The organism is Saliphagus sp. GCM10025334 (assembly GCF_042663485.1).
GTDB lineage: Archaea > Halobacteriota > Halobacteria > Halobacteriales > Natrialbaceae > Natronosalvus.
In genome coordinates, this window is sequence record NZ_JBHTAF010000002.1 from 268,385 (window position 1) to 292,543 (window position 24,159).

The window sequence follows — 24,159 nt, forward strand, 5'->3', positions numbered from 1 at the left end:
CAAGGCCCACCCTCTGTATCTCGCACGTCGTTTGTGACACTTGATGAATAGGTTGAGAGTAGTATGCAAGATACATAGCGCGACTGTGGAATTAGATGAGAGTCGATCAACGAGAGTCGATGATCGGTTAGCACAGGTGAAGTACATAGAATATCAGTCAAAAATATATTCTTTGTCTGACAAAGTCAGCGTGCGGAGTAGAGAGTGAATATCCAATAGCGATCTTTCCTTAATTCGAACTATTCAAACTACAACTGAAGATAACGTATTTTCCGCGAGTAGACGCCTTTCCCTCGCAAGTACAACCTTTCAGAGTAGCGGTGTAGCCGGACAGATTGCGGTGTGGTACGATTAAGGAGATAACGAGGGCTCAAGCCGCGATGGGTCCGATTGGAGGGTAAAACCCATGAAAAACGATGGAAACAGCACAGAAATAAGCCGACGTTCAGTGTTACGAAAATCAGGCGGTGCAACCGCTGTGGGTCTCGGAGTGGCAGCTACAGCAGGTTCAGCCAGCGCAGATAAGAAGAAAAAAGGGAAGAAGAAGAAGAAGCTAGATTGTCCTACATGTGACGAGCACAAAGGCGGTCCAACAAGATACCTGATCGCCCACCGACCACCGGGAAACCCTGACAATTGTCAAGAACTTTGTCTTCCCGAACCTGCAGCAAGAGCACACCTAGAACAGCACGAAGAGGACACCTGTGGGCATTGTTAGAAGATGAACGTGCCGTAGATTCCCACAGGGCTCATATTTTTGGCAATTATACAGAGTTTTGAACAGGGATCGGTGAGTACCTGTACCCTTAATTGAGGATTTTAGCCTGGTTTATTGAATATTTTAGTAAAGTCCATATTTGGGTTTGTATTCGTACTTTCGCAGGTCTACTGAGTGGGTAGTTCACTGGTTTAAGCGTGAAACAAACGAGCCCGTCGTGCTGAACTCTTCCTCTATATGCAGCACACAATTCCTATCAACGGTTGAAAATTTCACCAGAACCGGTCACGAGCAACCCAGCGCAGACGAGCGTCGCGACGGCGACGGTCCCCGCGAGGAGCCAGAACGCCGGTCGGAAGCCGGCGGTTTCCGAGAGGATGCCGACGACGGCAGGGGCAATCGCCCCCGCGCCCATCAACAGGGTTCGGACGACGCCGAGACTCCCGCCAGCGATCGAGTCGGGAATGGTCTGGACGAGGTAGGCCCCGCGGACGGGCCGGAATCCGTGAGACCCCAGGCCGATCCCGACGAGCGCAACGCCCAGCGCGAGCGCGGATCCGGTTCCCGTGAGCGCCACGAACACGACCGTGGCGACCGTGGCCAGCGCCAGTGCGGCGACGATCACCGGCAACGTGCCAACGCGGTCGCTGAGTTCGCCACTCGCGAGCTGGACGACACTGACGGCGAACAGGGCGCCGTAGAGGAGGTTCGCCGTGGCCGACTCGAGGCCGGCCTCGTTCGTCAGGTACAGCGGCGCGAACGCGACCAGGCCGTTGTAGGTAAACGAGAAGCAAATCGTCGCGAGGACGAACGCGGTAAACCGGCGGTCGCGAAACAGGCTCGCGTATCGACGGAGGCCGGGGTCAGACGGTGGTCTCGAGGCATCCGACTGGGATTCGTCGGAACTCGAGTCGACGCCTCGAGCAGCCCCCGGTAATCGTTTCGGCACCCGAACGAGAAAGAGCGCCCCCAGGACGAGCCCGATCGCGCCGGCGACGAGAAAGAGGAGGCGCCAACCGACGATTGCGAGGGACAGCCCCGCGACGAGGACGACCGCAGTCGGGGCGACGACGCCCGCGTAGGTGCCGAGCGTGTCGAGAAACCCCAGCGCGCGGCCCGTCCGCTCCGGGTAGGTTCGCGACAGCAAGCGGACGGCGACGGTCTTGTGCGCGCCGGTGCCAGCCCCCATGACGAGCATCGCGCCCACGAGCACGACGAACGGGGAGTCGACGACCAGGACGAGCGCCCCGGCGGAAGCGAGGACGACGCCACCGACGATCACCGTCACGGCGCCGATTCGGTCGGCGAGCACGCCCGAAGGGAACTGCATGGCGGCGTAGACGAGCATGAAGCCAGTGAACGCGGTGCCGAGGACGGCGTTCGAGACGCCGTAGCTCGCCTGGAAGGCGTCGAACAGCGGCGGGAAGGCGTATCGGAGGAACTTCGCGAGAAACCAGATCAGGGCGGTCAGGACGAGCGCGTCGTAGTGGGCGAGCCCCGCCAGCGAGGATCTCGACAGCGCCGCCCCAACTCTGGCCATCGCCTCGAGGTCGAGGGGCCAGCCACGAGTACGCATCGGTTCCGGCAGCGGGCGCTGGTCCGACTGCGCGTTCGGCTGGCAGCGGATACTCATTCGCCTGCGCGTTCGTCCGACAGCGGCCGTCACCGTGACAGGAACCGACGGCGCCGACTCGAGCACCGATCCCCTACTCCGTCGTCTGGGAGTACTTCGCAACCCACTCCTTCAGCGTGATCCCCATCGTCGCCTGGGTGATCGCGTTCGAACTCGCCGAGTTGGCGCTCTTGACCAGTTCCGCCTCGAGCGTCCGGGTCGGCACCTCCCCGAGGAAGTGCGGGATCGCCCGCTGGACCGCAAGTGGACAGCCGACCTCGTGAGCCAGCGCGTATCCCGAGATCGAGTGAGGAATCTCCTCACTGCAGTAGGTCGGATCAGGGTCGACCAGATCGTCGCCCACGAAGTCGACGTACTCGTAGCACTTACCCACGTCGTGGAGCAGACAGGCCGCGACCAGGACGTCCTCGTCGGGGTCGGCGCCGTGGAACTCGCGCTGGATCTCAGCGGACTCGAGGGCGACTTTCGTCGTCCCGCGGACGTGCTCGACGTTGTCGACCTCGTGGATGTTCCAGGCGTAGGGAACGTCGTGGATATCCTGCCAGCCCCCGCGCTCGAGCGCTAGCGTCCACGCCTCGATCACCTGCTCGCGGAGGTCGTCGTCCGCGATGGCCTCGAGTTCGGGGAAGGCGTCGCGGACCTGGCTCTCGGAGTCGCGGTCGGCGTCGTCACTCATCCGTCAGTCTCCATCCGTCCGGTCGACCTGCAGCGTCTCCTGACCGATGAAGCGCGGGCGCTCCTCGATGGCGAGGAAGTTGTCCACGTCCTCGCGGGCCTCCTTCGCCTTCCCGCGGTCGGGATCGTAATCCCGGGATCCTTCGCTCCCGAGGGCGTCGTAGAGCGCCTCGAGGTCCTCGAAATAGAGTTCCGCGATGCCGTCGAACTCCGCGTTCTCGGGGTCGGCGGGGAGGACGGTCGCGTAGCGGACGACGCCCTCGATCTCGCGGGCGATCGGCGTGTGGTTGTTTTGCCAGTGGTCGACGAACTCCTCGTGGGTCATGCCCTCCTGGCGGACGAGGAACGCCGAGTGCTTGTACAGGCCCGTCGTGTCGCCGTCGGTCTCGTCCTTCTGGACGATCTCCTCGCCGATGAAGCGGGGGCGACCCTCGAGGTCGAGGAAGTTGTCCACGTCCGCGCGGGCCTCGGCGGCGACCTCCTTCGTCGGGTCGTAGTCCCGGGAGCCGGAGCTGCCGAGCGCGTCGTGGAGGTCCTCGAGCGTCTCGAAGTAGAGTTCGGCGAGGCCGTCGAACTCGGCGTGCTCGGGTTCGGTGGGGAGCACGGTCTGGTAGCGGACGACGCCCTCGATGTCGCGGGCGATGGGCGTGTGCTCGTTCTGCCAGTAGTCGACGAACTCCTCGTGGCTGAGGTCGTCTCTCCGGACCAGCAACGCGACGTGTTTGTACATACGTCTCGAGAGACGGCGCGTCCGTTCAAAAAAGGTGCTGAACTGCGGTCGGGGTCAGGCATGGCGAATCCGGGGTGTCAGGAGTGGCGCAGCCAGGAGGTGGCGGTCGGGCGCTCCTGCGGTCGTCCGATCGACGAAAACGAGGCTCGAGACCGGCCGGTAGGATTAACCCTGTCGCGCTCGGCTTCTCGAGCGAACGCCGCGGCGACCAGCCCCGGCACGGTCCCGAAATCATGGCTCGCACCGCCCTCGTCCACCTCGTGCTCTTCATCGCGGTCGTGAGCGTCGCCACCCTCGCCGTCGGCGTGCTCGTCACCGAATCCGGGCTCTACGCGGACGCCCTGTCCGACGAGAGTGACCGCGAGCGCGCCGTCCTGGCGACCGAACTGACGATCGTCAACGATCCCGAGTCGGGCGCGACCTACGACGGGAACGGAACGACCACGATCTACGTCAAGAACGTCGGCGGCAAGACCCTCGAGCCGAGCGACCTGGAGGTCGTCCTCGACGGCGAGTACGTCACCGCACCGGAAACCAGGGCCGTCGAGGGCGACCATTGGCGCGAGGGGACGGTCCTCGAGGTAACGATCGACCGCCAACTCGAGCGCGGCGATCATCGCGTCGCCGTCTCCTTCGACGAGGCGCGGGCGACGCTCGAGTTCGTCCACCGCGTCGTCTTCTGGCTCGATAGCCAGCCGCCAGCGACGTGTTCGGCCGACGAGTGTACCGTCAACGCCAGCGAGGAGACCCTGACGCTGACGATGGGGACCGATCCCGTCGAGGAAGGCGTCGACGTGACCTACTCGCTGAACGACTCCGCGGACGAAAACGTCACGCTCGAGCGCACCACGGGGACGACGGACTCGAGCGGCGAGAACGCCACCGTACTCGACTTTAGCCCGCTGGCCAAGGAGACCGACGTCTCCGAATCGGTGCTGGTGACCGTCGACGCGGGCTGGGATACGCAGACGCTGGTCGTCCGGATCGAATCCGAAGGGTGACGGCCTTCGCCGCTCGCAGCGCTATTGACTGCCACCCGCTTGCAAAGCGGTTATTCGACCGGCCGTTGAGGGTCACCTGTGCGACTCGTCCAGCTATCGGTTCCGGAGGGAAAACTCGAGGCCGTCCGCAAGGCCCTCGACGAGGACGAACTCCCCTACGTCATCACGGACGAAACCAGCGGCCGCGGCCACGAGGCGCTCGTCTACATTCCGCTGCCGACGGGGATGGTCGAATCGACGCTCGATACGCTGCGCGCCCGCGGCATCGGTGAGGACGCCTACACGGTCGTCGTCGACGCCGAGACGGTCATATCCGAGGAGTTCGACGCGCTCCAGGACGAGAACGACGCCGGGGACGTCGAGTCCGAGCGTATCTCGAGACAGGAATTGCGGACCGAGGCCACCGAACTGACGCCGCCGCTCGACGTGTTCGTCGTGATGACGGTCGTCAGCACCGTCGTCGCCACGGCAGGACTCCTCCTCGACTCGGCGGCCGTGGTCGTCGGCTCGATGGTGATCGCGCCGCTGATCGGGCCCGCCCTGGGCGCGAGCGTCGGCTCCGTGATCAACGACGAGGAGTTGCTCGCCACGAGCGTCAAGTACCAGCTTCTCGGAGTCGTCCTGGCGATCGTCGCGGCGGCGGTCTTCGCCTGGCTCGTCAGGCTGGGGAACATCGTGCCGCCGGGGCTCGCCATCAGCGGCGTCGACGAGATTGAAGAGCGCCTCACCCCAGACCTGCTCTCGCTGGCCGTCGCGCTCGGGGCCGGTGTCGCCGGCGTGGTGAGCATCACGACGGGCATCTCTGTCGCTCTCGTCGGGGTCATGATCGCCGCCGCCCTTATCCCGCCGGCCGCCGCGGCCGGCATTGCCATCGCCTGGGGCGAACCGATGGCCGCCGTCGGCTCGACCGTCCTCGTCCTCGTGAACGTCCTCTCGGTGAACCTCGCCGGACTCCTCACGCTCTGGTACGCCGGCTACCGACCCGAACGGCTCTTCGATCGCGGCCTCGCCGAACGTCGCGTTCGCAAACAGGTCGTCGGCCTGATCGTCGTCGTCCTGGTGTTCTCGACGTTCCTGGGTGGGATCACCTACTCGAACTTTACGACCGCTACCTTCGAGGACGACGCTCGGACCGAAACCCAGGAACTGCTCGAGCAAGAGCAGTACGCGGCTTACGAACTCATCGCCCTCGATATCGAACTTACCGACGACTTCCCCTTCCGCGGGCCCGAACGGGTGATCGTCACCATTGGTGGCCCGCCCCAGGACGCCCCGATCGGCATCGCGACCGACCTCGAGGAACGCATCTCGGCACAGACCGACGACCCCGTCGCGGTCACCGTCCGCTACGTCGACGTCATTTCCCTCGGTCCGGAAAACGACAGTGACGAGGAGACGACCGACGGCGACGGGGCGGGTGTCGGTGAAGACGGGACGACGTCGCTTCAGCAACCGACGTCACTTCAGCAATCGACGTCGCTCGAGGTGCACGAGTGGACGCGAGAGAGGACCCGAGAAGTGGGAGTCGATCAGCGATCTCGAGACGGCAACTCCGGCTCGTACCCGATGGCATCGACGGCGGCCTCGAGCACCGCGTCGACGTTCTCGCCGGTCTCGACGCTCATGTAGAAGTCGGCCTCGACGTCGCGTGAGCGGTCGGCCTTGTTACAGACCGTGAACACCGGCAGGTCCGCGAACTGGTCGGCGATGGCGTCGCGCAACTCGAGCTGGTCCGCGAGCGGGTAGCCACACTCCTCACTGGCGTCGACGAAGACGAGGACGCAGTCGCCGAGGTGCTCGAGGGCGCTGACGGCCTGGGACTCGATCTCGTTTCGTTCCTGTGGCGGCCGGTCGAGCAGACCCGGCGTGTCGATGATCTGGTGGCGGATGTGGTCGCTGGTGAAGTGACCCAGGCCGATGCCCCTCGTCGTGAACGGGTAGGAAGCCGTCTCGCCGCGGGCGTTGGTGACGGCATTGACGAACGAGGACTTGCCGACGTTGGGGTAGCCGGCGACGACGATGGTCGGCTCCTCCGGGTTGATCTCGGGCAGATCCCGTAGGTCGTTGCGCGAGTCGTTGATGTAGCGCAGTTCGTCGTCGACCTGCTCGACGATGTCCGCCAGGCGGGCGAAGGCCTGTTTCCGGTACTTCCTGGCCGTGTCGACGTCGGTCTTGCGCAGCTTCGGCTGGTACTCCTGGTGGATCTCGCGGGTCTTTCGGCTGGCCCACATCACCTCCGAGAGGCTCTGGCGGAGGCGGTCGACGTCGACGATAGCGTCGGCCAGTTCCTCGTAGAACGGGTGGACGTCGTACTCGAAGTCCGGCCAGGAGGTGACGACGTTCTCGAGGTTGTCCGAGAGGATATTCGCCGCCGTCTGGAGCATCGACTGCTGGGCGTCGAGCCCCTTCTGAGCCCGACCGGCCCGCGAGGCCCGGGAGAACGCCTTGTCGATCAGCTCTTCCGACGTGGGCGTGGTCGGAAGGTCTTCGAAAATCATACTCACACTAGCGGCAGGGAGCTTAAAAGGTCGTTCGATACGCGGCGGTCGCTCACGAGCGGTGCGGTCTCGAGCGATTTGCCCTGCCGCAATCGCCGCGGGCCTCGAGTTCGCGGACCGAACAGTCGATTCCGGCGGACGATATATGCGCCTCGAGTCCCATACTACGGGTATGACAGACTGGCGTGCGGCAGGGATCGGCTTCCTCACGATCGTCGTTCTGAGCGTCTTCGGCGTCGTCGCCCCCGGCCTCGGCCAGCTGACCGCGGGGCTCGTCGGCGGCTTCGTCGCGGGCTACCTCGCCGGCGGCGGCCTCGGGTCCGGGTTCTGGCACGGCCTGCTCGCCGGCTCGCTCGGGGGCATTATCGCCGGCGTGATCCTGGCGCTCGTCGTCGCCGTCGCGGGCTTCGCGCTCGGTCCCGTCGGCGCCGCCATCTCGAGCGCCGCTGGCGTGGGGATATTCCTCGTCGCCCTCGTCCTCGCCATCGTCATGGCGCTCGAGAGCGCCGTCGCGGGGGCACTTGGGGCCGTGCTCAATCCCTGAGACGGCTTCCGGATCGCCACCCGGGTCACCTCAGGCCGTCTGCAGGTAATCGACGACCGACCAGCCGACAGAGCCGTCGTTCCACTCGATGTGCCACCACTGGTAGCCGTCGCCGGTCTGTGGCCCCTGGGTAACGACGCCGCGGGTTCCCCCGGAAACCGTCGAGCGAACGTCGTCGTAGACGCTCGGACCCGAGCGGACGTTCAGATCTGTCGTCGACTCGACGCGCGTTCCGTGACAGAACGTGGGGCAGGCCTCGAGCCACGGCTCGGCACACCAGGCCCAGACGTCGTCCGCGTGGAAGTGCAGCCCCCACCAGGTGTAGCCGTCGGCGGACTCGGGCCCGTTGATGACCCGCCCGACGGACCCCTCTGGCATCGTCGCGACGATGGTCGAGTCGGTGCCGGGCTGTTCGCGGGCGTTGAGGTCGGCCGTGGTGTGGACAGCCTGGTCCATTGCGAACGTTGCGCCACCGCCGCCACCGCCGTCGCCCACGAAGTCCATCAGCCGCGACCCCGACCAGTCGGGTCCCGGACACGCCGTCGAATTCGAACTCGAGCAGTAGCTATTGGTCGGCGCGTGGCGGTGCTCGATGATCCCGCCGCTGGCGTTACACGGCGCCGACATCGACGTGTAGTAGTTTCTCGGAATGTCGTAGGTGTCCGCCAGGTAGTCGATGAGGGCCGCCGAGCGCTGGTACATCGTGTCCGAGATGTATCCCTGTGATTCGGTCCACTCGTGTTCGATGCCGATCGCACTCGAGTTGAAGCCGCTGGCGTGCCAGGCGACGTTCGACTCGTCGACCATCTTCGTCGTGTGCCCGTCCGAGTTGCGGATCACGTAGTGGGCGGAGACGTTCGCATCGGGGTTCTGGAACCAGCTGATTGCGCCCGAGTACGACCCGACCGTCGTGTGCACGACGATCCAGTTGATGTCGTCGACACCGCGGTCTGCCCACGAGTAGTTGCTCGAGTCCGCCGCGACCCAGCGATCGACCAGTTCCTCGGCCGCGAGTGCCGACGTGCTGGTCGCTGCAAGCGATGCCGCGCCGCCGACCGAGAGGCCGGCCGCTTTCAGGAGTGTTCGCCTGTTTGCATCCATACCATTTAACATATAAGATAATTAAATAAATAATTTTTGTCTGGTCAGATATAGGAATTTTAGAAGGCACGTCCGGTATCGAGTGACTGCCGGGGCTCGAGAGGACGCTGTTGCACGAGGACGGTACCGCTGGACGATCACCTACCATTATACGACGGCGCACGTACTGTCCGCCAGCGAAAACGCATGTTCGACGAGATCATGGAGAAATTCGAGGGGTCGCCGAGCCAGCAGGCGGTCATCCGCCTCCTCCTGGAGCGGGGCTTCTCGGTCAACGACGAAGGCCGGGTCGTCTCGGGCGGAATCGAGATCCCCAACACGGGCATCGCTCGCGAAATCGACGTCGACCGGCGCGTCGTCGACTCGACGACGGACGTCATCCTGGATGATCCCGAGTTGCGACGGATTTTCCAGAACATCTCGCAGGTGCCGAGCCTGATGGACCTGGCACCCGTTCTCGACCTGACGGTGCTCTCGATCGAGGTCGCCGACGCCGAACAGGAAGGTATCGTTTCCTCGGTGACGGGAATCCTGGCCGACCACGGCATCTCGATCCGTCAGACGATCAGCGAGGACCCGGAGTTCACCGACGAACCGCGCCTCCACCTCGTCACCGACGAAGACCTACCGGGCGAGGTCATCACCGATATCCGCACACTGTCGTTCGTGCGCTCGATCGAGTTGCAGTAGTCTCTCGGATTCGTCGAGTTCCGGATCGTCTCGAGTCGTCGTCCCTTGGCGCTGATTATGCTATAGAACGTATAGTATTTTGATGTAAAATATATAGTAAAGACAGTCCAGCGAATCGGAAACCGTTCGTTATTCACCGCTGCACTCGAAGCCCCACGTATGGACCGACGCAGACCGCCACAGACCGAGGAAGGCTGGTACGTGCTACACGACTTCCGGTCGGTCGACTGGGACGCCTGGCGAAACGCCCCGGAACGCCGACGCGCACGCGCACTCGAGGAGGGCGTCGACTACCTCTCGAGTGCGACGTCCCTGACCGACGTCGACGCCGAGGAGGGTGGTTCGGCCGTCTTCTCCGTCATCGGCCACGAAGCCGATTTCATGGTGCTCCACCTCCGGCCGACGATCGCCGATCTCGACGCCCTCGAGCGCCGGTTCGAGGGGACGGCCCTCGCCGAATTTACCGAGCACACCGACTCCTACCTCTCGGTCACGGAGGTCTCGGGCTACATGTCCGAGGAGTACTTCGAGGAGGACGGGGAGGCAGACTCCGGCATCGCCCGCTACATCGAGTCCCGGCTCGAGCCCGAGATTCCCGACGCCGAGTACGTCTCCTTTTACCCGATGGACAAGCGCCGCGACGCCGAGTGGAACTGGTACGACCTGCCGTTCGACGAACGCGCGGAGTACATGTCCGGCCACGGTGACATCGGTCGGAAATACGCCGGTCGCGTCACCCAGATCATCTCCGGAAGCGTCGGCCTCGACGACCACGAGTGGGGCGTAACGCTGTTCGCCGACGACCCGGCCGACATCAAGGAACTGCTCTACGAGATGCGGTTCGATCCCTCGAGTTCGCGCTTCGGGGAGTTCGGCCGGTTCCGCTTCGGGCGCCGGTTCGCGCCCGAGAATTTGGGGGCGCTCCTGGCGGGCGAGCGGGTGTCGCAGGACGTGGACGACGGAGACGGGCACGGAAACGAACACGGACACGGCTCGAGCCACCACGACGAGGACGGACGCGGTCACCACCACGGGGGTGCCGACTCGAGCGGCCACGATCACGCACACGGGAGCGACGACGGAGACGACAGCGACGTCCGCGACGAACTCGAGGACCTCGGCGTCTACGCCGGGAAGCCCCACGGCGAGGACGTCCACGCGGTGGTGCTCTACTCCGCCGCCGACGTCGACGACCTCTTCGAGGAGGTCCAGGGCCTCCGGGCGAACTTCGATCACTACGACAGCCACGTCAAGACGGCCGTCTACGACGCCGAGGGCGACGGAGACGAGAGCGAGGCCGCCGTCGTCAGCCTCTGGGAGACCGAACGCGCCGCAAACACGGCTGCCGGCTTCCTCGGGGACCTCCCCGACGTCGTCCGACAGGCGGGCGACGACGGCGACTCCTGGGGCACGATGGGGATGTTCTACGCCGTCGAGCCGGATCACCGCGGTGACTTCGTCGGAACCTTCGAGGACGTTGGCGACGCGCTCGCGGACATGAACGGCCACCGGAAGACTACCCTACTGGCGAATCTCGAGGACGAGAACGACATGTTCATAGCCAGCCGTTGGGACGCCCGCGAGGACGCGATGGCGTTCTTCCGGAGCGACGCGTTCGCCGAGACCGTCGAGTGGGGCCGCGACATCCTGACCGAGCGCCCGCGGCACGTGTTCCTGGCCTGAGTGCTAGATACCTGCCTCGGGCGACTCGTCGTAAAAGAAGTAGCCGGCGACCCCCGCGAGGCCGAGCGCGAGGGTCACCAAGGGCCACTTCCCGAGTTCTCTGCCCGTGAATTTCGCGTGGATCGTGACGAAAATCGTGAGTCCGACGTGGGCGCTGAGGGTCGCCGCGAGGAACGTCTGGATGTCCATCGCTCGCAGGTTCGACCGCGAGCGGATAGGGATGGTGATTTCGACTCGATGAGCACGACGAGAGGGAAAAGTACACTTCGATCCACCCTCGAGAGTCGAGTGTGAACCGCCGCGCGTTCCTCGCTTGCGCCCCCGCCGTCGCCCTCGCCGGCTGTTTCTATCGTCTCGGACTCGCCGAGCGCGTCGTCGTTCTCGAGAAATCGATCGAGGGGGTCGAGGTCGACCTCGAGACCGCCGAACGACGGACGGTCACGCTCCTCACCAGGCGCGACGGCCCCGAGGGGCCGACCTACGAAACCGTTCACGATGACCTCGAGGGGGCGGTTTCCGACGACGAGCCGCTGACCTTCGAGGGCGACCTCCGCGAGGACCTCGAGTCCACGTACCCCGAGATTCGGCTCCGCGCTCGAGTTTGCGATTCGGCGCCGCTCGAGGACCCCGACGCCGTGAGTGGCTGTCGCTCGGTCTCGATCGTGAGCGAGGACTTCAACGAGGTTCGCGTCGGCGACGTGATCGACGTGCGCGAGAGCGACGACGGAATCGGGCTGCTCGAGGTTCACCAGCGGCGCGAGGATCGGTGAATTGGAGCGGTTTGGACTCGAGTTCTCGAACGACCTACCGGGCCCAGTAACAGCGATTCACCACGGCGTGGCCGCGAGAGAGCATCGCCGAATAGGCGATGGTCGTGAGCCGGGGAAGGGCAGGCGGTCAGTCGCCGTGGCGGTCCAGAAATCGCACCGCGAGCGAGGCGTCGCCGAGCGAGCAGACCGACGACTGACCCGCAGGGCAAGGAGGAGTGTTTTTGGTCTCTTGGCGAGCGCAGCGAGCCCAGGTCAGCGAGCACGTATGCTCGCCAGACAGCTTTTGCCGAGTGACGGCGAACCGTACGGTAGCAAAGCTACCGTCGGTGAGCCAGAACGCAGCGCAAAAGGTGGTTAGAAATCGTGGTCCGGATCGTCCTCGACGGCTCGCTTGAGCGACTCGCGTCGGGACTTGGCGTCACGGCCGGTGGCCTCGAGCAGGAAGTCGTTCTTCGCGGAGACGGCCTCGCCGGCGGCCTCGAGTTCGTCGGGGCCGAGTTCGGTGGGGTCGCGCTCGACGAAGTCGACGGCGAGTTTGTCCTTCTTGCCGGAGTACTGGACGGCGCCGACCGTGATGCGCTCGAAGACGGGGTTGTCGGGTTCTTCGACGACGTAGAGGTCGCTTCCCTTGAACTCCTCGGTGTCCGTGATCGAGCCGAAGTAGTCTTCGACGGTGGCTTTCATGTCGGGGATTCGGTCCTCGAGATGTTCGCCGCGGCGCATCTTGTACTCCTTCATGGCAGAGCCATATACGGGGTAGTGTTTACCTCTTTTCATCGTCGCCAGCGGCTGTGAGGTGAGAGTCCGTTCAGGCGTCGTCCCGGTCGCGATTAGGTCGCTTGGCTCGAGGGTCGAGGGTCGCTTGGCTCGAGGCTCGAGTCGTCGAGAGGGGTCTGTTCGGTTCTCGAGGCCTCGAGCGCAGCGAGGTCAGGAAAATCGAACCTGGGCCGACCGAAGCGCTACCGCTCGCGCTCGCCGAGGTATCCCTTGCGGCACTCGGGACAGATGTCGCCCGCGCGAAGGGAGCCGCGGTCACCAGGGGCGACGAACGAACACTGCGGACAGAAGAACTCGGTGTTGGCACCACCCTGTGTCGTGGCTTTGCTGGGGTCGGGCGCGGCCTGTGCGCTGGTGATGCCGGTGTACGACTCCGACTGCTGGGGCGACGGCTCCGGTTCGGCATCGACGAACACCGCGTCGTCGGTGACCGGTTCGTCTCGAGTGGCTTCGTTCTCGTTCACGGGTTCGTTTTCGCCTGGGTTCGCGCCAGAGCTCGAGCTCACACCCATGTCCTCCTCGACGAACGTCGTCTCGATACCGTCGGACTCGACGGAATCATTCTCGTCGGCGTCCGCACCGTCCTCCTCGGGCCAGGCGGTCGGTTCGGCTGCCGAACCGACCGGCGGGCCGACGTCGTCCGAATCGGGCCACTCGCCGTGTTCCCGGTCGCCGTCGTCGGGGTCGGGCTCGGGCTCGGAGAGGATTTCGGCGTCGTCGGTGATCGGGTCGCCGTTCTCGTCCGTGGGAAGCTCGAGGTCGTCCTCGGTTTCGTCTCCGTCCTCGGTTTCGGCTTCCGCCCTGGATACGGCTTCGGCTTCGGCTTCTGCCGCCGCCGCGTCTTCTCCTCCAGCTTCGGCGCCACGCTCTCCGGCGTTCGTGGCGGTTTCCTCGGTCGAGTCACCGTCCTCGAGACCGCCACTGGCTGCGTCGTCAATCCCGGGAGACGGGGGCTGGTCGGGTGCAGATTCGTCTGAGGAACGCGCGGCCGCGTCGGGGCCGAGTGCGGTAACCTCGGTGTTCTCGCTGGTGACGTTTTTCTCGCCACAGCGCTGACACCGCTGGTACTCGGTCACGGTAACGACGACCTCGCTTCCCCGTTCTTCGCGCTCGCGGTCGACCTCGGTCTCGTCGAAGTCGTGTCCGAGCAGCGAACATCGAAGGGCCATTGTGAGACCGTTCCAACCCAGGCCATAAAAAACGTACTGCAAGAACCGCCGTCGAGTGGGACAACGGCAAACGTCAAATCCCAGCGTCACGAAGGGCAGATCGGATGAGAGCGAAACGGGAGTTCCGGGACCGGTCCACGACGGAGGTCGCCGTACTCGACGCGCTCGTCGACCGAACCGAGAACGGGATGACGGTCTTCGAGCTTCGAGCCGAGGTCGCCGTCAGCATCGACGACCTCGAGGAGGCGCTCGCGACGCTCAAGGACGACGGGCTCATCGTGATCGACAACCAGACGAGCCGGACGGTCATCAAACCGGACGAGCGCGTCGTTCCCGACGAGAACGATCTCGACGAGGAGGACTCCCTGCTCGAGCGGTTGCGCGAGCGTTTTTCGTTATAGGTGGCCCCGGAAGCCTCGGTGGCGGGCGTTCTCGGTTCTAACTCCTGACTGCGCCAGGACGAGGCGAAGATGCGAGGCAGCCGTCGGTTTCGATTGGCTCGAGCGCCTCGCTCAGCTCGAGCGAAAAACGCGCCACCTAAACCCGACCGACCCCTCCACCGGAGCGTGCCCGACACGACGCCCGCAACCGACGCCGATCCCGCGTTCCCGACCGAACGACACGTCCTGGAGACCGACTGCGCGCGCTGCCCTCACCTCGTCGAGCACCGCGAGTGCATCTCCTGGGGGACCGGCCCGCTCGAGGCCTCGGTGCTCGTCGTCGGCGAGGCCCCCGGTCGGGGCAACCCGGAGGCCGAGCGCTGGCGCGGCGGCAACTGGACCGGCATGGCCTACACCTCACGACATTCCGGTCGACGCATTCGCGAACTGCTCGAGGCGGTGGGCTACGACGACGACGCCTTCTACACGAACGCGGTGAAGTGCTTTCCGGCGGATCCCGAGGAGCCGACGACGAATCGCGAGCCGACCGCCGAGGAACGGTCGGCTTGCCGGGGGCACCTGCTGACCGAACTCGAGCGGATCGACCCCGCCGTGATCCTCGCGACGGGTAAACACGCGACGACGACGGTACTGGCGTTCGAGGACGACGAACTCGACGGGTTTCTCGAGACAGTGCTCGAGCCCAGATGGTGTGATCGCCTCGAGGCGTGGCTATTGCCGATCCTGCACCCCTCCTACCAGGACGTCTGGCTCGGACGGCTGGGGTACGATCCCGAAGAGTACCGCGCGGACCTGCGGGCGCAACTCGACGCGCTGGTCGAGGACTGAGTCTCGGAGCGGCCACTGCTTGGACGCGAACCTGCTGCCTGGGCGCTAAACCACTGTCCGGAACGCGCCTCTGCAACTCGAGCAGAGCGAGGGTCGTCGCTCGAGTCGACCCCGCGACCCCGCCATCGCCGGCGGTGGTAACGTTCTTTGACCAGGCCGTCCCATCGTCTCGTATGTCGACGATATTCAGCCAGATCGTCGCGGGTGACATTCCTGCGCGAGTCGTGTACGAAGACGAAACCACGTTCGCCTTCCTCGACGCCAACCCGCTCGCACCGGGGCATACCCTGGTGATCCCGAGAGACGAGTACGAGCGGCTGAACGACGTCCCCGAGGACGTCGCCGCCGACCTGTACGCCACCATCCACCGCCTCGTGCCGGTGGTCGAGGCGGCCGTCGACGCCGATGCGACGACCGTGGCGTTCAATAACGGCGAGGCCGCCGGCCAGGAGGTGCCTCACGTCCACTGCCACATCGTCCCCCGATTCGACGGCGACGGCGGCGCCCCGATTCACGCCGTTGCGGGCGAGACGCCGGACCTCGAGGACGACGAGCTCGACGAGATCGCGGCCGCGATCGACGAACGCGTCTGAAGCCGTTGCGGTGAACCGGGTTCGGGCAAAACGGACCGCTGGACGTACCACCCTGCGACCGAAGGCCGAGAGTATTATTTCGTTCGACCGCGAGCCTCGAGCCATGCGCGGAATCGCCGGTATCGGGGCACGGTTTCGAGCCCATCCGGTCGCGACGACGATCGAGCTCGGGAGCTTTCTGACCTGTTTCCTCCTGTTGCTCGCGACCGTCGCGGCCGTCGCGAGCGGGCCGCCGACTGGGACCGTCACCGGCGATCGGCTGTGGCTCGTCGTGATCGCCGCCGGCGGCTTCTTCGTCGTGTTCTGGACGCTCGTCGTGCCGTTGTACGAACGGCTGCTCTGACAGCCGAACGGCTGTCCGGGTGGCAGGATCCGGACGATGCCGATCACTTCACGCGACGCCGATACGCAGTGCCACACCGTACGGAGACCACGCTGCTTACATACCACCCGGTTCAACCACGAGGTAATGAGACGACGCACGTTTCTCACGAGTACGACTGGCGGCGCGATTGCCGGCGTAGCAGGATGCATTCAGGATACGTCGGATGGAAACGGAAACGGCGGCAACGGCGACGATGGAAACGCCACCAACGGAAACGGCGACGCGAACGACAGCAATACCAGCGGCAACGGTGGCGACAACACGCTCCACGTCGCCACCTACACGTCGTTCGTCGACGCCCCGAGTGACAGCCCCGGCGTCTGGATCAAAGAGGAGTTCGAGCAGCGCTACGATGCCACCCTCGAGTGGCACACGCCACAGGGAGAACTCACACACTACGTCGAACGGTACAACGAGAGCGCCGAGTTCGAACCCGAGCTCTACTACGGGGTGAGCCCTCACGACCTCGTTCGCGTCGACGAGAACACCGACGGCGGCCTCTTCGTCGAAACCGACCGGTCGAAGCTCGAGAACGCCGAAGACATCGGCGAGCAACACGAGTTCGATCCCCAGGGACGCGTGATTCCAACCTACCGCGCTCTCTGTGCGATCGTCTACGACGGCCGGAACGTCCCGACGCCGGAGACGTTCGAGGACCTGCTCGATCCGGCCTACGAGGGACAGATCGGTATCCCGACACCACAGGACACGACCGGCCTGCTGTTCCTGCTGTGGACGCTCAACGAGTTCGGCGAGGGCGGCGAGTACGACTACCTCGACTACTGGTCGGACCTGCTCGACAACGGCGCGCGCGTGCTCGACTCCTGGAGCGACGTCTACACCCAGTTCGAGAACGACGAACTCCCAGTCATCGTCTCCTACGCGAACGATCGCGTCTACGCCAAGCGCTTCGGCAACGACCTCGAGAAACACCGGGTCGCGCTGCTCAACGGGCAGTCGTACGCGAACTACTCCGGCGTCGTCCGCTTCTCGAGCGGGACGAACGACGACCTGGCGCACAAGTTCATGGACTTCGTCCTCGAGCCGGAGGTACAGGCGGTCGTCGCCGAGCGAAACGTCACCGGCCCGACCAACGAGAAGACGGAACTGCCGGAGGTGTTCGAGGAGTACGCCAGAGAACCCGAAGAGCCCGTCTTCTACGACTACGAGGAGCTCAGCGGCAACCTCTCGGGGTGGCTCGACGACTGGAGTCGCATGGCCGCCGGTGGTCGCTGAGCGCGAAACGAAAATCGAGATGTTCGCCTCCGTCCCGCCGTATCACGTCCCCTCGCCGCACAGCTCGAGAGTAGCGTCGGTACGTCCCTCGAGCACAGCGTTCGCGTCACCGACGACGTCACTCCTCGCGCTGACTCCTGGCGTCGCGTCCGAGTTCGCCTTCAACGGCGTCGACTTTGTCGCTCGCGGTCATCTCGACCTCGCGCTTGTCGTCGACCTGCACGAGCGTCTGGACGTGCGCGCGGTCGACGGCCTCGTGAGCCGCCGCACACGCCGCGAACAGTTCGTGGACGTCTTCCGCCTCGAGCGTCGTCGCCATCGGCGTCGTCTCGTAGGTGACGTCGAACTCCTCGAGGGCGTCGATGGCGGCGGCCACGTCGGGCGTGATGTCGTCTTCGGTGATGGGCGAGACGCGAAGCAGTGCAAAGACGGTCATGGGTGGGCGTTGGCGCGAGCGGGAGTTAGTGGTGACGGTCGCCGACGTCGGTTCCGTTCTATACGGTTCAGCGTCCGGCGTCGCTCTCGGCCCCGGGCTCGAGTCCGAACGCGGCCACGGTCGACGGAGGTGCCAACGTGACGACCGATTCCGACCGTGCGAGTCCCGACGGCGGTGACGCGGGCGCGGCGATGCCGGGGGTCCCCTCCGCCGACGGTTCCGCGAGCCAAACGGCCGATCGGCGAACCGTCCGCGACCGCCTCGAGCGCCGGGCGCTCGCCGCCGGCGCCGTCGTCACGGTCGGGTTGCTACTCGCGATGTTTTACTACCCCGTGGCGACGGTGTTCGTCGAATCGGTCGTCGTCGAGGGTGTCCTCACGATCACGGTCTTCGCCGATCTGTTGACCGATCCGTTCTACTTCGGCGACTTCGCGCGGCTGCTCGCCGGCGAACCCCCGCTCGAGGTCCTCTCGGACCTCGTCTCGAGCGACCGTCGACTGGGCATCGTCGGCTTCACCGCCTACCAGGCGCTACTCTCGTCGCTCCTCTCGCTCGCGCTCGGCCTGCCGATGGCCTACCTCCTCGCCCGCTACGAGTTTCGTGGCCGGCGGACGCTGCGCTCGCTGACGATTCTCCCCTTCGTCATGCCGTCGATCATGGTCGCCGTCGGCTTCGTCGCCACCTTTGGCCGGAGCGGCACGCTCAACGCCGTCCTCGGGCCCCTCGGGCTGGGGCCGGTCTCACTCATGTACAGTCTCGAGGCGATCCTGATCGCTCACGCCTTCTACAACGCGCCGCTGGTCGCGCGGGTGACGACGGCGGCCTGGGAGTCCGTCGACGCGAGCGCGTTTGAGACCGCCCGCAGCCTCGGCGCCGGGCCGTTCCGGGCCTTCCGAGACGTGGTCGCCCCACAACTGTACCCCGCCGCGCTAATGGGCGCGGCGCTGACGTTCGTCTTCACGTTCGGGACCTTTCCCATCGTCCTCGCACTCGGTGGCATTCGGCTGTCGACCGTCGAGGTGTTCGTCTACCAGCTCGTCCAGAATCTCGACTACGCCGACGCCGCCGCGCTGGCGATCGTGGAACTGGTGATTTCGCTCGGCGTGCTCTACGGCTACCTCCGCTACGAGGCGAAACACACGGTTCGCTCGAGCGGGATTCGACCGCTTCCCCGGAAGTCGCTCGCGCCGTCGGCGTTCTCTGCGCGCGAACTCCTTCCCCGAATCGGCCTGGCCGTCTACGGCGTGATCGCCCTGTTCGTCTTCGTCGCTCCCATCGCGAGCCTGCTCGTCCGGAGCGTCACCACCCCCGGTGGCGAGTTCACCCTCGCACACTACGGCTTCCTCATCGAGCGCCAGGCGACCGCGGCGGCGTTTCAGGTTCGGCCCTGGCCCGCCATCCGTAATTCCCTGCTGTTCGCCGCCGCGGCACTCGCCGTATCCCTGCCGATGGGCGTCGTCGTCTCGGTACTGACGACTCGGCGCTACCGCGGGCGGAAACTCGTCGACGTGATCGCCATGGCTCCGCTCGCCGTCTCCGGCATCGTCGTCGGGATCGGCCTGCTCCGCGGTCCCGTCTTCGGGTTCGAGGTCTGGCACTACCGGATCACCGTCACGGGCGCGGTGGCCATCGTCGCCGCCCACGCCGTCGCGTGTTACCCGTTCGTCGTCCGCACCGTCGCGCCGGGGCTCGAGTCGATCGATCCCAGTCTCCTCGAGTCCGCTCGTGCGCTCGGGGCCTCTCGAACCAGGGCGCTTCTCGACGTCGAGTTACCCCTGGTCTGGCCGGGCGTGGTCGCGGGCGCGGCGTTCGCGGTAGCCATCTCGATGGGGGAGTTCTCCGCGACGGTGATCCTCGCGACCGGCACCGACCAGTACACGATGCCGATCGCGATCGAACGATTCATCGGGCGCCGCCTCGGACCGGCGACCGCCATGGGCGTCGTCTTGCTCGTCGTCACCGCGTTCAGTTTCGTCGTCATCGACCGCCTCGGGGGTGATCGCGTTGGCCTCTGAACGGAACGGGCTCGAGCGAGCGCAGGTGGCCGACCGCCAAGTCGACACGGTTGACGCGGACGCACCAATCGCGCTCGAGCTCGAAGGGGTCTCGAAGACGTACGACGAGACGACGGCCGTCGACGACGTCTCGATCCGCGTCCACGAGGGCGAGTTCTTCACCCTCGTCGGCCCCTCGGGCTGTGGGAAGACCACCACGCTCCGGCTCGTCGCCGGGTTCGAAGCGCCGAGTGTGGGAACCGTCCGATTCCGCGGCGAAGACGTGACCGACGTCCCGCCCGAGGATCGCGACGTCGGCGTCGTCTTCCAGAACTACGCGCTGTTCCCACACATGACCGTCGGCGAGAACGTCGCCTACGGGCTCAACTTCACCGACCCGCCGGGGGACGTCTCGCGCGAGGAACGGGTTCAGGAGTTGCTCGAGCTGGTCGACCTCGAGGGGATGGCCGACCGCGACCCCGACGAACTCTCCGGCGGCCAGCAACAGCGCGTGTCCATCGCCCGCGCGCTGGCGCCCGGCCCGGACGTCCTCCTGCTCGACGAGCCGATGAGCGCCCTGGACGCGCAACTCCGAGAGCGCCTTCGCGTCCAGGTGAAAGCGATCCAGCGGGAATTGGGGATTACGACGGTGTACGTCACCCACGACCAGGAGGAGGCCCTCGCCATCTCCGACCGCGTGGCCGTCATGCGCGCGGGGGCGCCCGAGCAGGTCGCCCCGCCGCGAACGATCTACCACCGCCCCCAGACGCGCTTCGTCGCCGAGTTCGTCGGGGACAACAACGTCTTCGAGGGCGAGGTGGTCGACGTCGACGTCCACGGCTACGGCGGCGAGACGCGGGCTCGAGTCGACGTCGCCGGGACCGAGTTCGACGTCACCGTAGCGGGGACCGATCCACCGAGCCGGGGCGAGTCGCTGACCTTCTGCGTTCGCCCCGAACACCTCGCGCTCGAGGCCCCGACCAACGCGTTCGCGGGAACTGTCGAGAGCGCGGAGTTCCTCGGGGAGACCACGCGCGTCCGCCTCGCCTGGCAGGGCCGGGACGTCGTGTTGCGAACGCGCGAACCGCTCTCGGGCGAGGTTCGAGTCGGGTTCGATCCGGGGGACGCGCACGTCGTCGGTCAGTGAGCGGTGAGCGGCAAACTCGCGTGAGCAGAGACAGACGGCGTCGAACGCAGCCGTATCCGATCACCCGAATAGATTCATCACCCTCGAGTCGAAGGGACACGTATGCCAGTCGAGCGACTCTACCGGCTGAACACGGCGACGTGGACCTTCGACAACAGCGCCGCGACCCAGCTACAGAACCCCGGCGAGCCCTACGTGGGCTGGTGTCCGTGCTACCTGCTCGAGCACCCAGAGGGACTCGTCCTGTTCGACACGGGCGTGAGCCACGAGATGGCGACGGCGCCGCTCGAGTACGGCCCGGCGGGAGCGCCCCACATGGCCGATTTCGCCGAGACGATCGACCTCTCGGCGGGGAAGCCTCCGGTCGAGCACCTCACGGACCTGGGTTACGAGCCAGGGGACGTGGACACGGTCGTTCTCTCACACCTCCACACCGACCACGCCGGCAACCTCGATTCGTTCCCCGAGGCGACCGTCGTCGTCCGGAAGGAGGAACTACGCTACGCGTTCTGGCCCGACGGCCCCCAGCGTCTGTTCTACCTCGAGGGCGACTTCCGCCACCTCCGCGAACTCGATGCGGACGTCGTCGCGATCACGGACGAGTACGACGTCTTCGGCGACGGATCGGCCGTCGCCTTCCCGACGCCCGGACACACGCCGGGTCACCAGTCGCTCGAGGTGGACCTCTCGTCGGGGACCACGATCCTCGCAGCCGACGCGGCGAACAGTCGCGCGGGCTACGAGCAGGAACTGGCGGCCTCGTTCGCGTGGTCGCTCGAGGCGTCGGTCGACTCGATCGCCGCAATCAAGGATCGTGCCCGGGTCGCCGACGCGGACGTCGTCGTCCACCACGATCCAGACGAACAGCGACGCCTGCCGGACCCGCCGAACGCGCTCGAGTGAGTCGTGTCACCTGAACGTACAAAATAACACATGGTTATATTTATGAGGTTGTCACACGCTACTATGGCCCATAGCGCGCGCCACCCTGTCAACTGACACCGACGAGTCGCACCCTCGGTGACACCTCGGACCGAAAAACGTCCTTCGTCGTACCGACCCCCTATATAATGACCACACGGAACACAAATCTCACCAACGCGATCCACCTCGAGCGGATCGAGCGAACGGCCCTCCCCGCGTCCGTTTCGACCCTTCTCGAGGCCTACGAGGAAACCGTCGACGAACGGGACCGGTTCCTCTGGAAGTGGCTCTATTACCTCTTTCCGGAGATTACCCTCTCGTGTGTCCGCCCCGACGACAGTCAACAGGTTCGAGAGAGTAAGCTGCTCGCGTCGCTGTACGTCACCATCCTCGACGACCTCGCGGAACGCGACGAGGACGTACACACGTTTCGGGAGGCCGCGAAAGCACCGTTCGACCACCAGACGGCCGACGAGACGCGTCCGGAGGTCGACGCGGCGGCCGTTACACTCGCTCACGAGGTCTGGGAACACGTGGACGACGGGCTCGCGTCGGCACCCCGATACCCGGAATTTAGCGACCTGCTCCGGTTCGACCTCGGCCGCACCACCACCGCCATCGAGTACACCTACCTGCTGAACCACCACCTCGAGCTGGCGTCCCTCGAGGAAACCACCGTCTACGACAGTTACAACATGATGCTGTTTCCCTACGCCACCATCGACCTGCTGTACTCGCCGGCGTTCGACCGTTCCGAACTCGGACGGTTACGGGACGTACTCAGACGCGCCCAGCAGATGACGCGCATCGGCAACTGGGTCACCACGTGGGAGCGCGAACTCGAGGAGGGAGACTGCAGTTCCGGCGTCGTCATCTCCGCCGTAGAACGGGACGTCGTTTCGCGCGAGCAACTGGAGCGCTTGCGGGCCGACCCCGCGACAGCCGATCGGGCCGAGATCGTCGCGCGAATCCACGAGGCGAATATCGAAGCCCGATTACTCGAACGATGGTCGGAGCACTACGATCACGTCGAGGGGTACGCCGCCGACATCGAGAGCGTCGACGTCGGAGCGCTTCTCGAGGGACTCGAGACAGTGCTCGCGTGCCATCTGGAAAGTCGGGGACGAAAATGAAGGGGCGTGTGAAAACGGAAGCGAACGCAAATGCGAAGGCGAGAACGACCGTCCGAAGAGCGACGTCGTCACCGCATCGCCGGACAGACGGGCACCGACTCGCCACGACCGGGGGCAGCCGACCCCACGAACGTCCCACTCTGGTGGTGATGGAACGTGACTGACCAGGAGCCAACCGATCAGGAACCCCGCTGGGATCGAGACTTCGTCCAGGAGGTGATGACCCGGTCCGAACTACTGGAACTGCTGGCCGATCGGCCGCGGACGGCCCGCGAACTGGCCGACCAGCTCGAGATGGCCCGGTCGACCGTCCACCGGGCGGCCGATACGCTCGAAGCGCACGGGCTGGTCGAGAAGCCGGCCGACCGCTTCGAGAGCACCGGTCTCGGCGACGTCGTCGCCGACGAACTCCGCACGTTTCGAACGAATCTCGAGGGCGCGCGACGGCTCGAGCCGTTCTTGAACACGATCGACGACTCGGCGCCGGAGGTCCCGGTCGAGCACTTCACCGACGCGACCGTGACCTGTTCTCGCCACCGACAGGCACACGTCGGCATCAAGCGCATAACCGAACTCATCGAAGCGACGGACTCCCTCCGGATGTTCTCGAGCATCATCTCGCCGCTCTACGTCGACGTGGCGCGACGGGAGATCCTGGATGGTATGGAAATCGAGGTGATCTTCGATCAGCAGGTCATCGAGATCATCCTCGAACAACACGTCGAGGAGGCGATGGAGGCGTTCGAAACCGGTCGGTTCGAGGTTTACGTCGCCGAAAACGTCCCGTTCGAACTCTTTCTCTTCGACGAGCGAGTGGGCCTTGCGGCCCACGACGAGTCGGGCATCGCCCGCGCGTTCGTCGAGACGACCGATCCCGGAGCGCGGTCGTGGGCCGAATCGCTCTACGCGGAGTACGCAGCGGACACGGACGCGTTTCGGCTGGAGTGACAACGGCGTGGTCACCACGTGCGCGACTGGAATCGCGACCGCTGGCGTCTCGAGACGGCCGTCAGTAGTGATTCGGCGCCGCCTCGACGGCCCTCGAGATCGGCGCTCCAGCGCATCCCGTTCGATAGATACAACTCGTTCGACT

General features: G+C 65.3%; 24 protein-coding genes and 1 pseudogene. 16 read left to right on the forward strand and 9 right to left on the reverse strand.

Annotated elements, in window-relative coordinates; genetic code table 11:
* Nucleotides 1-974: 974 nt before the first annotated feature.
* The 3 genes from ACFQO4_RS09600 to ACFQO4_RS09610 all read right to left on the reverse strand — a co-directional run bounded on the left by ACFQO4_RS09600 (nt 975) and on the right by ACFQO4_RS09610 (nt 3,756).
* The gene (locus tag ACFQO4_RS09600) at nt 975-2,258 is read right to left on the reverse strand and encodes an MFS transporter (protein WP_500261171.1); all 1,284 of its coding nucleotides are present in this window, start codon (nt 2,256-2,258) and stop codon (nt 975-977) included.
* 166 nt (nt 2,259-2,424) lie between these two features.
* On the reverse strand, nt 2,425-3,027 hold the full coding sequence (locus tag ACFQO4_RS09605; RefSeq protein WP_500260706.1) for an HD domain-containing protein: 603 nt from the start codon (nt 3,025-3,027) through the stop codon (nt 2,425-2,427).
* A gap of 3 nt (nt 3,028-3,030) precedes the next feature.
* On the reverse strand, nt 3,031-3,756 hold the full coding sequence (locus ACFQO4_RS09610; protein ID WP_500260707.1) for an EthD domain-containing protein: 726 nt from the start codon (nt 3,754-3,756) through the stop codon (nt 3,031-3,033).
* Between the two features lie 233 nt (nt 3,757-3,989).
* Here ACFQO4_RS09610 and arlG point away from each other — a divergent pair, with 233 nt between their 5' ends.
* Together arlG and ACFQO4_RS09620 are read left to right on the forward strand one after the other, a co-directional pair.
* Nucleotides 3,990-4,757, forward strand: coding sequence for an archaellum stator protein ArlG (arlG, locus tag ACFQO4_RS09615; protein ID WP_500260708.1), 768 nt, complete (start codon nt 3,990-3,992; stop codon nt 4,755-4,757).
* Between the two features lie 78 nt (nt 4,758-4,835).
* Nucleotides 4,836-6,119: pseudogene (locus tag ACFQO4_RS09620) on the forward strand (TIGR00341 family protein); the annotation flags it as partial.
* Nucleotides 6,120-6,286: 167 nt separating this feature from the next.
* Here the strand turns inward: ACFQO4_RS09620 and ACFQO4_RS09625 are convergent.
* Nucleotides 6,287-7,255, reverse strand: a complete 969-nt coding sequence (locus ACFQO4_RS09625) for an NOG1 family protein (RefSeq protein ID WP_500260709.1) — start codon at nt 7,253-7,255, stop codon at nt 6,287-6,289.
* Between the two features lie 172 nt (nt 7,256-7,427).
* On the opposite strand from ACFQO4_RS09625, the gene ACFQO4_RS09630 reads away from it, so the two are divergent.
* Nucleotides 7,428-7,799 carry a DUF5518 domain-containing protein gene (locus ACFQO4_RS09630; protein ID WP_500260710.1) on the forward strand — a complete coding sequence of 124 codons (372 nt, stop codon included), beginning with the start codon at nt 7,428-7,430 and terminating at the stop codon, nt 7,797-7,799.
* A gap of 30 nt (nt 7,800-7,829) precedes the next feature.
* Here the strand turns inward: ACFQO4_RS09630 and ACFQO4_RS09635 are convergent, their stop codons facing one another.
* Nucleotides 7,830-8,900 (reverse strand): N-acetylmuramoyl-L-alanine amidase, encoded by a 1,071-nt coding sequence (locus tag ACFQO4_RS09635; protein ID WP_500260711.1) that lies wholly within the window; start codon nt 8,898-8,900, stop codon nt 7,830-7,832.
* A gap of 186 nt (nt 8,901-9,086) precedes the next feature.
* On the opposite strand from ACFQO4_RS09635, the gene trpY reads away from it, so the two are divergent.
* The gene (gene trpY, locus ACFQO4_RS09640; protein WP_500260712.1) at nt 9,087-9,590 is read left to right on the forward strand and encodes a TrpY family transcription regulator; all 504 of its coding nucleotides are present in this window, start codon (nt 9,087-9,089) and stop codon (nt 9,588-9,590) included.
* A 159-nt stretch (nt 9,591-9,749) separates the two neighbouring features.
* Complete coding sequence (locus ACFQO4_RS09645; protein WP_500260713.1) at nt 9,750-11,273, forward strand: heme-binding protein; 1,524 nt, start codon at nt 9,750-9,752, stop codon at nt 11,271-11,273.
* Nucleotides 11,274-11,276: 3 nt separating this feature from the next.
* On the opposite strand, the gene ACFQO4_RS09650 is transcribed toward ACFQO4_RS09645, so the two are convergent.
* Nucleotides 11,277-11,462, reverse strand: coding sequence for a hypothetical protein (locus tag ACFQO4_RS09650; RefSeq protein ID WP_500260714.1), 186 nt, complete (start codon nt 11,460-11,462; stop codon nt 11,277-11,279).
* 101 nt (nt 11,463-11,563) lie between these two features.
* Here ACFQO4_RS09650 and ACFQO4_RS09655 point away from each other — a divergent pair, with 101 nt between their 5' ends.
* On the forward strand, nt 11,564-12,043 hold the full coding sequence (locus tag ACFQO4_RS09655) for a hypothetical protein (RefSeq protein ID WP_500260715.1): 480 nt from the start codon (nt 11,564-11,566) through the stop codon (nt 12,041-12,043).
* Nucleotides 12,044-12,397: 354 nt separating this feature from the next.
* On the opposite strand, the gene ACFQO4_RS09660 is transcribed toward ACFQO4_RS09655, so the two are convergent.
* Nucleotides 12,398-12,781, reverse strand: a complete 384-nt coding sequence (locus ACFQO4_RS09660) for a DUF5611 family protein (protein ID WP_500260716.1) — start codon at nt 12,779-12,781, stop codon at nt 12,398-12,400.
* Between the two features lie 221 nt (nt 12,782-13,002).
* The gene (locus ACFQO4_RS09665) at nt 13,003-13,989 is read right to left on the reverse strand and encodes a DUF7093 family protein (protein WP_500260717.1); all 987 of its coding nucleotides are present in this window, start codon (nt 13,987-13,989) and stop codon (nt 13,003-13,005) included.
* 104 nt (nt 13,990-14,093) lie between these two features.
* On the opposite strand from ACFQO4_RS09665, the gene ACFQO4_RS09670 reads away from it, so the two are divergent.
* The 5 genes from ACFQO4_RS09670 to ACFQO4_RS09690 all read left to right on the forward strand — a co-directional run bounded on the left by ACFQO4_RS09670 (nt 14,094) and on the right by ACFQO4_RS09690 (nt 17,432).
* Entirely contained in the window at nt 14,094-14,390 is a 297-nt protein-coding gene (locus tag ACFQO4_RS09670; protein ID WP_254158398.1) for a DUF6432 family protein, read from the forward strand.
* A gap of 165 nt (nt 14,391-14,555) precedes the next feature.
* Nucleotides 14,556-15,218, forward strand: a complete 663-nt coding sequence (locus ACFQO4_RS09675; protein ID WP_500260718.1) for a uracil-DNA glycosylase — start codon at nt 14,556-14,558, stop codon at nt 15,216-15,218.
* Between the two features lie 173 nt (nt 15,219-15,391).
* The gene (locus ACFQO4_RS09680) at nt 15,392-15,811 is read left to right on the forward strand and encodes an HIT family protein (protein WP_500260719.1); all 420 of its coding nucleotides are present in this window, start codon (nt 15,392-15,394) and stop codon (nt 15,809-15,811) included.
* 103 nt (nt 15,812-15,914) lie between these two features.
* On the forward strand, nt 15,915-16,154 hold the full coding sequence (locus ACFQO4_RS09685; RefSeq protein WP_500260720.1) for a hypothetical protein: 240 nt from the start codon (nt 15,915-15,917) through the stop codon (nt 16,152-16,154).
* 126 nt (nt 16,155-16,280) lie between these two features.
* The gene (locus ACFQO4_RS09690; protein ID WP_500260721.1) at nt 16,281-17,432 is read left to right on the forward strand and encodes a thiamine ABC transporter substrate-binding protein; all 1,152 of its coding nucleotides are present in this window, start codon (nt 16,281-16,283) and stop codon (nt 17,430-17,432) included.
* Between the two features lie 118 nt (nt 17,433-17,550).
* Here ACFQO4_RS09690 and ACFQO4_RS09695 read toward each other — a convergent pair whose 3' ends face one another.
* Nucleotides 17,551-17,868 (reverse strand): thiamine-binding protein, encoded by a 318-nt coding sequence (locus ACFQO4_RS09695; protein WP_500260722.1) that lies wholly within the window; start codon nt 17,866-17,868, stop codon nt 17,551-17,553.
* A 191-nt stretch (nt 17,869-18,059) separates the two neighbouring features.
* Between ACFQO4_RS09695 and ACFQO4_RS09700 the strand changes: the two genes are divergently transcribed.
* The 5 genes from ACFQO4_RS09700 to ACFQO4_RS09720 all read left to right on the forward strand — a co-directional run bounded on the left by ACFQO4_RS09700 (nt 18,060) and on the right by ACFQO4_RS09720 (nt 24,014).
* Nucleotides 18,060-19,883 (forward strand): ABC transporter permease, encoded by a 1,824-nt coding sequence (locus tag ACFQO4_RS09700; RefSeq protein ID WP_500261172.1) that lies wholly within the window; start codon nt 18,060-18,062, stop codon nt 19,881-19,883.
* A gap of 25 nt (nt 19,884-19,908) precedes the next feature.
* Nucleotides 19,909-21,009, forward strand: a complete 1,101-nt coding sequence (locus ACFQO4_RS09705; RefSeq protein WP_500261173.1) for an ABC transporter ATP-binding protein — start codon at nt 19,909-19,911, stop codon at nt 21,007-21,009.
* A 102-nt stretch (nt 21,010-21,111) separates the two neighbouring features.
* On the forward strand, nt 21,112-21,912 hold the full coding sequence (locus ACFQO4_RS09710; RefSeq protein WP_500260723.1) for an N-acyl homoserine lactonase family protein: 801 nt from the start codon (nt 21,112-21,114) through the stop codon (nt 21,910-21,912).
* Between the two features lie 167 nt (nt 21,913-22,079).
* Nucleotides 22,080-23,066, forward strand: a complete 987-nt coding sequence (locus ACFQO4_RS09715) for a hypothetical protein (protein WP_500260724.1) — start codon at nt 22,080-22,082, stop codon at nt 23,064-23,066.
* 156 nt (nt 23,067-23,222) lie between these two features.
* On the forward strand, nt 23,223-24,014 hold the full coding sequence (locus ACFQO4_RS09720; protein WP_500260725.1) for a helix-turn-helix transcriptional regulator: 792 nt from the start codon (nt 23,223-23,225) through the stop codon (nt 24,012-24,014).
* Nucleotides 24,015-24,159 lie beyond the last annotated feature (145 nt).

Coding starts and splice junctions, on each gene's coding strand:
- ACFQO4_RS09600 (WP_500261171.1), bottom strand. CDS start 2,258: ATGGCCAGAGTTGGGGCGGCGCTGTCGAGATCCTCGCTGGCGGGGCTC.
- ACFQO4_RS09605 (WP_500260706.1), bottom strand. CDS start 3,027: ATGAGTGACGACGCCGACCGCGACTCCGAGAGCCAGGTCCGCGACGCC.
- ACFQO4_RS09610 (WP_500260707.1), bottom strand. CDS start 3,756: ATGTACAAACACGTCGCGTTGCTGGTCCGGAGAGACGACCTCAGCCAC.
- arlG (WP_500260708.1), top strand. CDS start 3,990: ATGGCTCGCACCGCCCTCGTCCACCTCGTGCTCTTCATCGCGGTCGTG.
- ACFQO4_RS09625 (WP_500260709.1), bottom strand. CDS start 7,255: ATGATTTTCGAAGACCTTCCGACCACGCCCACGTCGGAAGAGCTGATC.
- ACFQO4_RS09630 (WP_500260710.1), top strand. CDS start 7,428: ATGACAGACTGGCGTGCGGCAGGGATCGGCTTCCTCACGATCGTCGTT.
- ACFQO4_RS09635 (WP_500260711.1), bottom strand. CDS start 8,900: ATGGATGCAAACAGGCGAACACTCCTGAAAGCGGCCGGCCTCTCGGTC.
- trpY (WP_500260712.1), top strand. CDS start 9,087: ATGTTCGACGAGATCATGGAGAAATTCGAGGGGTCGCCGAGCCAGCAG.
- ACFQO4_RS09645 (WP_500260713.1), top strand. CDS start 9,750: ATGGACCGACGCAGACCGCCACAGACCGAGGAAGGCTGGTACGTGCTA.
- ACFQO4_RS09650 (WP_500260714.1), bottom strand. CDS start 11,462: ATGGACATCCAGACGTTCCTCGCGGCGACCCTCAGCGCCCACGTCGGA.
- ACFQO4_RS09660 (WP_500260716.1), bottom strand. CDS start 12,781: ATGAAGGAGTACAAGATGCGCCGCGGCGAACATCTCGAGGACCGAATC.
- ACFQO4_RS09665 (WP_500260717.1), bottom strand. CDS start 13,989: ATGGCCCTTCGATGTTCGCTGCTCGGACACGACTTCGACGAGACCGAG.
- ACFQO4_RS09670 (WP_254158398.1), top strand. CDS start 14,094: ATGAGAGCGAAACGGGAGTTCCGGGACCGGTCCACGACGGAGGTCGCC.
- ACFQO4_RS09680 (WP_500260719.1), top strand. CDS start 15,392: ATGTCGACGATATTCAGCCAGATCGTCGCGGGTGACATTCCTGCGCGA.
- ACFQO4_RS09685 (WP_500260720.1), top strand. CDS start 15,915: ATGCGCGGAATCGCCGGTATCGGGGCACGGTTTCGAGCCCATCCGGTC.
- ACFQO4_RS09690 (WP_500260721.1), top strand. CDS start 16,281: ATGAGACGACGCACGTTTCTCACGAGTACGACTGGCGGCGCGATTGCC.
- ACFQO4_RS09695 (WP_500260722.1), bottom strand. CDS start 17,868: ATGACCGTCTTTGCACTGCTTCGCGTCTCGCCCATCACCGAAGACGAC.
- ACFQO4_RS09700 (WP_500261172.1), top strand. CDS start 18,060: ATGCCGGGGGTCCCCTCCGCCGACGGTTCCGCGAGCCAAACGGCCGAT.
- ACFQO4_RS09710 (WP_500260723.1), top strand. CDS start 21,112: ATGCCAGTCGAGCGACTCTACCGGCTGAACACGGCGACGTGGACCTTC.
- ACFQO4_RS09715 (WP_500260724.1), top strand. CDS start 22,080: ATGACCACACGGAACACAAATCTCACCAACGCGATCCACCTCGAGCGG.